Source organism: Roseibium sp., assembly GCF_050301095.1.
GTDB lineage: Bacteria > Pseudomonadota > Alphaproteobacteria > Rhizobiales > Stappiaceae > Roseibium.
This window is the reverse complement of record NZ_JBNKYW010000019.1, coordinates 23,355-29,812: the sequence shown is the minus strand read 5'-3', so window position 1 is coordinate 29,812 and position 6,458 is coordinate 23,355. Positions and strand designations below refer to the sequence as shown.

Below are 6,458 nucleotides of genomic sequence, written 5' to 3'. Positions count from 1 at the left end.
CTGGCCGAGATAGATCGCCAGCGGGAAGTTCCACGGCGAGATGCAGACGAAGACGCCCCGGCCGCGATAGCGGTAGCGGTCCTCCTCACCCGTCGGCCCCGGCATCAGGCGACCTTCACCGAAGAGGCTGCGGGCTTCGGCGGCATAGTAGCGGCAGAAGTCGACTGCTTCGCGGATTTCCGCGATCCCGTCGGTCAGGCATTTGCCGGCTTCCATGGAAAGGATCGTCATCAGCCGGTCGCGGTTGGCTTCCAGAAGGTCGCCGAGCTTTTCAAGGGCCGCCGCACGGGTTTCGACAGGCTTGCGCGACCACGATTCAAAACCCTTTTGCGCAACCTCGACGGCTTTTTTCGCCGTCTCCGGGTCTGCAAAGCGGACCGTGCCGACCTTGGTCGTTCCGTCCATCGGTGCGAACACCGGATTGGCATCGCCGCCGGTGCCCAGTCCCTTGCCGAGCGGCCCGGCCTCGGTGAACGGCGCCTTGGTCCTGGCCATGCCCGTCACCAGCTCACTGCGTTCCGCCGCGCAGCCGAACTCGACACCATCTGAATTCCGGCGGCTGTCGCCGTAAAGATCCTTCGGCATCGGGATGGAACGGTTGACCGCGTGATGACCGTTGTCGAGAACTTCCACCGGGCGCTTCAGCATGTCCTCCACCTTCACCGAGGCATCGCCGACGATCGTGACGAAGGAGGAGTTGGCGCCGTTTTCCAGAAGGCGGCGGACCAGATAGGCAAGCAGGTCCTTGTGCCCGCCGACCGGCGCATAGATCCGGCAAGGGAAGCCGTCGCGCTCGCAGACGGACTTGTAAAGGCTTTCGCCCATGCCGTGCAGACGCTGGAACTCATAGCCTTCGGCCTTGCCGCCGGCCAGTTCGATGATCTGGGCAACGGTCAGGGCGTTGTGGGTGGCGAACTGCGGATAAAGCACATCGCGGGCGGCCAGCATGCGCTTGGCGCAGCACAGATAGGAAAGATCCGTTGCGGCCTTGCGCGAGAACACCGGATAGCCTTCGGCGCCGTTTTCCTGGGCGTGCTTGATTTCCGTATCCCAGTAAGCCCCCTTCACAAGGCGAACCATCATCCGGCGATTGGTCTTGCGGGCGGCATTGACCAGCCAGTCGATCACATGGATGCCGCGTTTCTGGTAGGCTTGAACGGCAAGACCGAAACCTTCCCAGCCTTCCGTCACCGGGTCGGTGAGCAGGGCCGCGATGACGTCGAGCGAGATTTCAAGCCGGTCGGCCTCTTCCGCGTCGATGGTGAAGTTGAGATTGCGGTCCCGGGCCATCTGCGCCAGTTCGCGCAGCTTCGGCAGCAGTTCGTCCCTTACCCGCTCGCCGTTGACGGCCTGATAGCGCGGATGGAGCGCGGAGAGTTTGACCGAAATGCCCGGACGGTCCGGCAGCTTCTTGTCGCCGGCAGCCTTGCCGATGGCTTCGATCGCGTTGGCGTAGGACTTGAAGTACCGCTCGGCGTCGGCAGCGGTACGCGCGCCTTCGCCAAGCATGTCGTAGGAATAGCGGTAGCCCTTGGCTTCCTGACCCTTGGCCCGCTCCAGCGCTTTCTGGATGGTTTCGCCCAGCACGAACTGGTGGCCGAGCAGGCGCATGGCCTTGCGGGTCGCCACCCGAACGGTTGGCATGCCCATGCGCTTGACGAGGCTCGACAAGATGGACTGCGGCGTGTCGCCGGGATGCAGGAGGCGGGAGGTAACGCCCAGCGCCCAGGAGGAGGCGGACACCAGCCAGGTGTCGGACTTGGGGCCGGAGGGATCATCAAACCGGGCGGCTGCGAGCTTGTCCTCGATCAGCTTGTCGGCGGTCTTGGCATCGGGCACACGCAACAGGGCTTCGGCCAGAACCATCATGGCCAGGCCTTCACGGGTCGTCAGGCCGAATTCCCGCATGAAGTCTTCAACGCCACCGAGGCCCACCTGGACGGAGCGCATGTCCTCGATATAGCCGCGTGCGCGCTGGTCGATCAGCTTTTCCGTCACGGGATCGCCGGCGGCTTCTTTCAGAAGCGCCTCGACGAGCGGTTTGTCGGCAGGGGCATAAGCCGCGCGGAACGGCTGCAATTCAACAGAATCGATTGTCTTCATGGCTGCAGAGGATGCGGTCATGAGAACCTCCCAAAAGGGCCCGGCAGGGCCAGATCATTAGATTTCCCTAAAATACTCGAGTTTCACGTCCGTTTTTCGCTGTTGTTTTGCAGGTTTTCAGTTTATTATTGTGGAAATTAAAATTTTCTAGGGAATTTCACTGTGCTAGATGCAACCGACCGGCGAATTCTGAAGGTCCTTCAGGAGGATGGCCGCATCACCAACACCGACCTGTCCGAACGGGTGAATTTGTCGGCAACCGCAACGGCGGAACGCATGAAGCGGCTTGTGCGCGAAGGCTACATCGAACGGTTCTCGGCCAGTCTCAATCCGAAGAAGGTGGGTCGGGGGCTGCTGGTCTTCGTCGAAATCCGCCTGGACAGAACTTCACCGGAAATCTTCGACGCTTTCAAGATCGCCGTCGAGCGCTCCATCGACATCATGGAGTGCCACATGGTGGCGGGCGGGTTCGATTACCTGATCAAGAGCCGGGTGAAGGACATGGAAGCCTATCGCGCATTCCTGTCCGATGTGGTGCTGGCCCTGCCCGGCGTCCGCGAGACCCACACATATGCGGTCATGGAAGAGATCAAGGACACACATATTCTGCCGGTATAGGAAACAGAGCCCTGGAACTCCGGAACCCCTCGTTCACAAAGCCTTGTCTTGACCGTGTCTGCGGCCTGCGCGAGGGACAGAGGAAGAAGGGTCAGCACCCAGCAAGGGGACATAAGATGAAGAGACTGCTTGCCGCAGGGATCAGTCTGTTAGGCACACTTATGGCTTCGCACTCCGTTGTTGCCCAGGACACGGGGCAGGCGTGGCAGAGCGTTCTCGAAGATGCCAGAGGCCAGACCGTCTATTTCCATGCCTGGGGCGGCGAGCCGCGAATAAACGCCTATATCTCCTGGGCATCCCGGGAGGTGGAAGACGACTACGGTATCCGCGTCATTCATGTGAAGGTCAGCGACACGGCAAGTGTCGTCTCCCAGGTGCTGACCGAAAAATCGGTCGGCAAGGACACGGGCGGCGCGGTCGACCTCATCTGGATCAACGGCGAAAACTTCGCCTCCATGAAGGAAAACGGCCTTCTGGCGGAACCCGGCTGGGCCGAAAGCCTGCCGAACTGGAAATACGTCGACGTGGCAAACAAGCCGACCGTCAAGGTCGACTTCACGGTACCGACGGACGGCCAGGAGAGTCCCTGGGGCATGGCGAAGCTGGTTTTCATCCATGACGGCGCCCGGCTAAAGACACCTCCGGCAACTCTTGAGGATCTGCTTGCCTTTGCAAGGGCGAACCCGGGACGCTTTACCTATCCCCAGCCGCCTAACTTCTACGGTACGACCTTTCTGAAACAGGTTCTGATCAACACTGTCACCGACAGGGATCTTCTTTCGAAGCCGGTCGACGTGGCAAGCTTTGAAAGCGCAACGGCTCCGCTCTTTGCCTATCTCGACGAGCTCAACCCGCTGCTCTGGCGCCAGGGGCAGGTCTTCCCGAAAGACGCCGCGCACATGCGCCGGCTTCTAGGCGACGGCGAGCTGGACATCGCCTTTTCGTTCAACCCGGTGGACGCTTCGGCTGCCATCGCCAATGGCGAGCTGCCGGAAACGGTGCGCACATTCGTCCTCGACGGCGGCACCATCGGCAACACTCATTTTGTCGCGATCCCCTACAACTCCTCCAACAAGGCGGGCGCCAAGGTGTTCGCGAACTTCCTGCTTTCCCCGATGGCACAGAGCCGCAAGCAGGAACCTGAAGTGTGGGGCGACCCGGCCGTGCTGGACGTCGCAGGACTTCCAGCGAACGAGAAGGCCCTTTTCGATGCCCTTGACCTTGGTCCGGCGACCTTGTCGCCGGAAGACCTCGGACCGGTCCTTCCCGAACCGCATCCGAGTTGGGTGAGCGCCCTGGAAGCAGCCTGGACCGCGCGCTACGGCGCTGAGTGAGGCACACTTTGCCAAGACGGGACGGCATACCGGATGTTCCGACCGTTCTGGTCATGTTCCTGCTGACTGGGCCGGTGCTGGCCGGCCTAGCCGGAACGGCACTGCCCGCCTTCGGTTATCTGCCGGCACTCGGCCACGATACCCTGTCGCTGGCTCCGTTCCGGCAACTTGCGGCCGCTCCGGGACTGGCAGTATCCGTCCTGCTCAGCTTCGGCACGGGACTTTTCGCCTCGGCCGCTTCCCTTGCCATCGTGCTGGTCTTTGCCGCCGGCTGGGCAGGAACAGCAACGTTCCGGCGCCTGAACCGCTTCCTGTCGCCGCTCCTTTCGGTGCCCCACGCAGCGGCGGCAATCGGCCTCGCCTTCCTGATCGCCCCTTCCGGGTTTCTGGTTCGGCTGTTCTCGCCCTGGGCCACCGGCTGGGACCGTCCGCCGGATTTGCTTGTCCTGAACGATCCCTACGGGCTTGCCATGACCGCCGGCCTCATCGTCAAGGAAGTGCCGTTTCTGCTCCTGATGACGCTGGCCGCCCTCAACCGGCCGCACATCGGAGATTATCTGAAGGCGGGGGCCGGTCTCGGCTACGGCCGCATGACGTCCTTCTTCTGGATCGTCCTGCCGCAGATCTATCCGCTGATCCGCATGCCGATGCTCGCCGTCATCGCCTATGCCACTTCCGTCGTGGACGTCGCCGTCATTCTCGGCCCGACAACGCCGGCCCCGCTAGCGCCCCGGCTCGTGGAGTGGATGAATGATCCCGACCTCGACAGGCGCCTGATGGCATCGGCGGGGGCGCTTTTGCAGCTGGCTGTCAGTGCGGGTGCCCTGTTCGCCTATCTGGGGCTCGAAGGCTGCGCGCGGACGGTGTTGCGCCGGAGATATGCCAGTGGCCATCGACACCTTCGGGACACGGCGGTCAGGCTTGCAAGTTTGGCACCCATGGTCCTGATCATTCTGTCCATGCTCCTCGCACTGGGGCTCCTCTGCATCTGGTCCCTTGCCAGGTCCTGGTGGTTTCCCGCCCCCTTCCCTCAGAAACTGAGCCTGCTGCGTCTGCTGGACACGGCCTCAGCCGCCGGTCCCAGTCTGCTGACCACACTCGCGCTTGCCTTAGCAGCCGCCCTGATAGCAACCGCGCTGACCTTGTGGCTGCTGGAGGCGCGCTCCCATCGCAACCGGCCGGAACGCGGCCGTTACAAGACCCTGGTCTTCCTGCCCTTGCTGATCCCGCAGGTCAGTTTCCTGTTCGGCCTGCATATGCTCTTCTTGCTGGGCGGCCTCGGCGGCACGTTTGCTGCGGTGCTTGTGGCCCATCTGGTCTTTGTCTTTCCCTACGCTTTCCTGGCGCTGGGCGATCCCTGGCGGCGGCTTGACCCGCGCTATGCCAGGGCCGCCCGCTCTTTCGGTGCGTCGAGGCTGCGGGTTTTCTGGCAGATCCGCCTGCCGCTGCTCCTGCGCCCTGTCCTCGTCACCTTTGCCGTCGCCGCCGCCGTCTCCGTCGGCCAGTATCTGCCGACGCTGACGATCGGCGCCGGCCGGGTCGTCACCGTCACCACGGAAAGCGTTGCGCTGGCCAGCGGCGGCAACCGGCAGGTCGCGGCGCTCTACGCCCTGCTGCAGCTGGTCATTCCGCTGGCACTCTTTTCCCTTGCCGCGTTTTTCCCCGCGCTTCTGTTCAAAAACCGTGCCGCCATGCGGCTCGAAAGGTGACGGCATCCATGAACGGATCGCAAAACGGTACCGGCCTCGTGCTGAAAGATGTCGTCCTCAGGCTCGGCGGCATTCCCCTGATCGAAATCAGCTGTCACATCGAACCGGGATCGGTCCTGACCATCATGGGTGAAAGCGGAAGCGGTAAATCGAGTCTGCTCGATTTCATCGCCGGCTTCCTGAGACCGGACTTCACGGCGAGTGGCAGGGTTGTCCTGAACGGCCGCGATCTGACACGATTGCCGGCCCAGGACCGCAATGTCGGACTGATGTTCCAGACCCCGCTGCTCTTCCCGCATATGTCGGTTCTCCAGAACCTGATGTTCGCCGTCCCGGCGAAGGCAGGCAGCCGTTCACGACGCCGGTCGCTGGCGGAACAGGCTCTGGCGGATGTCGGCCTGTCCGGCTACGGCGAACGCGATCCGGCAACACTTTCCGGCGGCCAGCAGACACGTATCGCGCTGATGCGCACCCTGCTCGCCGAACCGGAGGCACTGCTTCTGGACGAGCCCTTTTCCAGCCTCGACCGGACACGGCGCGAAGAAGTCAGGACGCTGGTCTTCCGGCTCGCACGGGAAAAGGACCTGCCCGTCCTGCTGGTTACCCACGACGAAGATGACGCCCTCGCCGCCGGCGGACCTGTCCACCGGCTGGCCCCGGACGAAACCTGATACCAAAGGTCGAACTCACGACC

Annotated in this window: 5 protein-coding genes; 4 read left to right on the top strand and 1 reads right to left on the bottom strand. The window is 62.8% G+C overall.

Translation table 11 applies throughout. The features are described from left to right. On the bottom strand, nt 1–2,124 hold a 2,124-nt coding region (gene putA / locus ACQY7U_RS01280), incomplete at its 3' end, for a bifunctional proline dehydrogenase/L-glutamate gamma-semialdehyde dehydrogenase PutA (protein ID WP_428641173.1). 141 nt (nt 2,125–2,265) lie between these two features. Here putA and ACQY7U_RS01275 point away from each other — a divergent pair. The 4 genes from ACQY7U_RS01275 (at nt 2,266) to ACQY7U_RS01260 (ending at nt 6,435) form a co-directional block, all read left to right on the top strand. Continuing rightward, nucleotides 2,266–2,721, top strand: coding sequence for a winged helix-turn-helix transcriptional regulator (locus ACQY7U_RS01275; RefSeq protein WP_428641171.1), 456 nt, complete (start codon nt 2,266–2,268; stop codon nt 2,719–2,721). 116 nt (nt 2,722–2,837) lie between these two features. Next, nucleotides 2,838–4,055, top strand: coding sequence for an ABC transporter substrate-binding protein (locus ACQY7U_RS01270; RefSeq protein WP_428641169.1), 1,218 nt, complete (start codon nt 2,838–2,840; stop codon nt 4,053–4,055). Nucleotides 4,056–4,063: 8 nt separating this feature from the next. Continuing rightward, entirely contained in the window at nt 4,064–5,764 is a 1,701-nt protein-coding gene (locus tag ACQY7U_RS01265; protein WP_428641167.1) for an ABC transporter permease, read from the top strand. A gap of 8 nt (nt 5,765–5,772) precedes the next feature. Then, nucleotides 5,773–6,435, top strand: a complete 663-nt coding sequence (locus tag ACQY7U_RS01260; RefSeq protein ID WP_428641165.1) for an ATP-binding cassette domain-containing protein — start codon at nt 5,773–5,775, stop codon at nt 6,433–6,435. The last annotated feature ends 23 nt before the right edge of the window (nt 6,436–6,458 follow it).

What these genes read in the sequence shown, in the direction of transcription:
- ACQY7U_RS01270 (WP_428641169.1), top strand. Translation starts at nt 2,838, where the DNA reads ATGAAGAGACTGCTTGCCGCAGGGATCAGTCTGTTAGGCACACTTATG.
- ACQY7U_RS01260 (WP_428641165.1), top strand. Translation starts at nt 5,773, where the DNA reads ATGAACGGATCGCAAAACGGTACCGGCCTCGTGCTGAAAGATGTCGTC.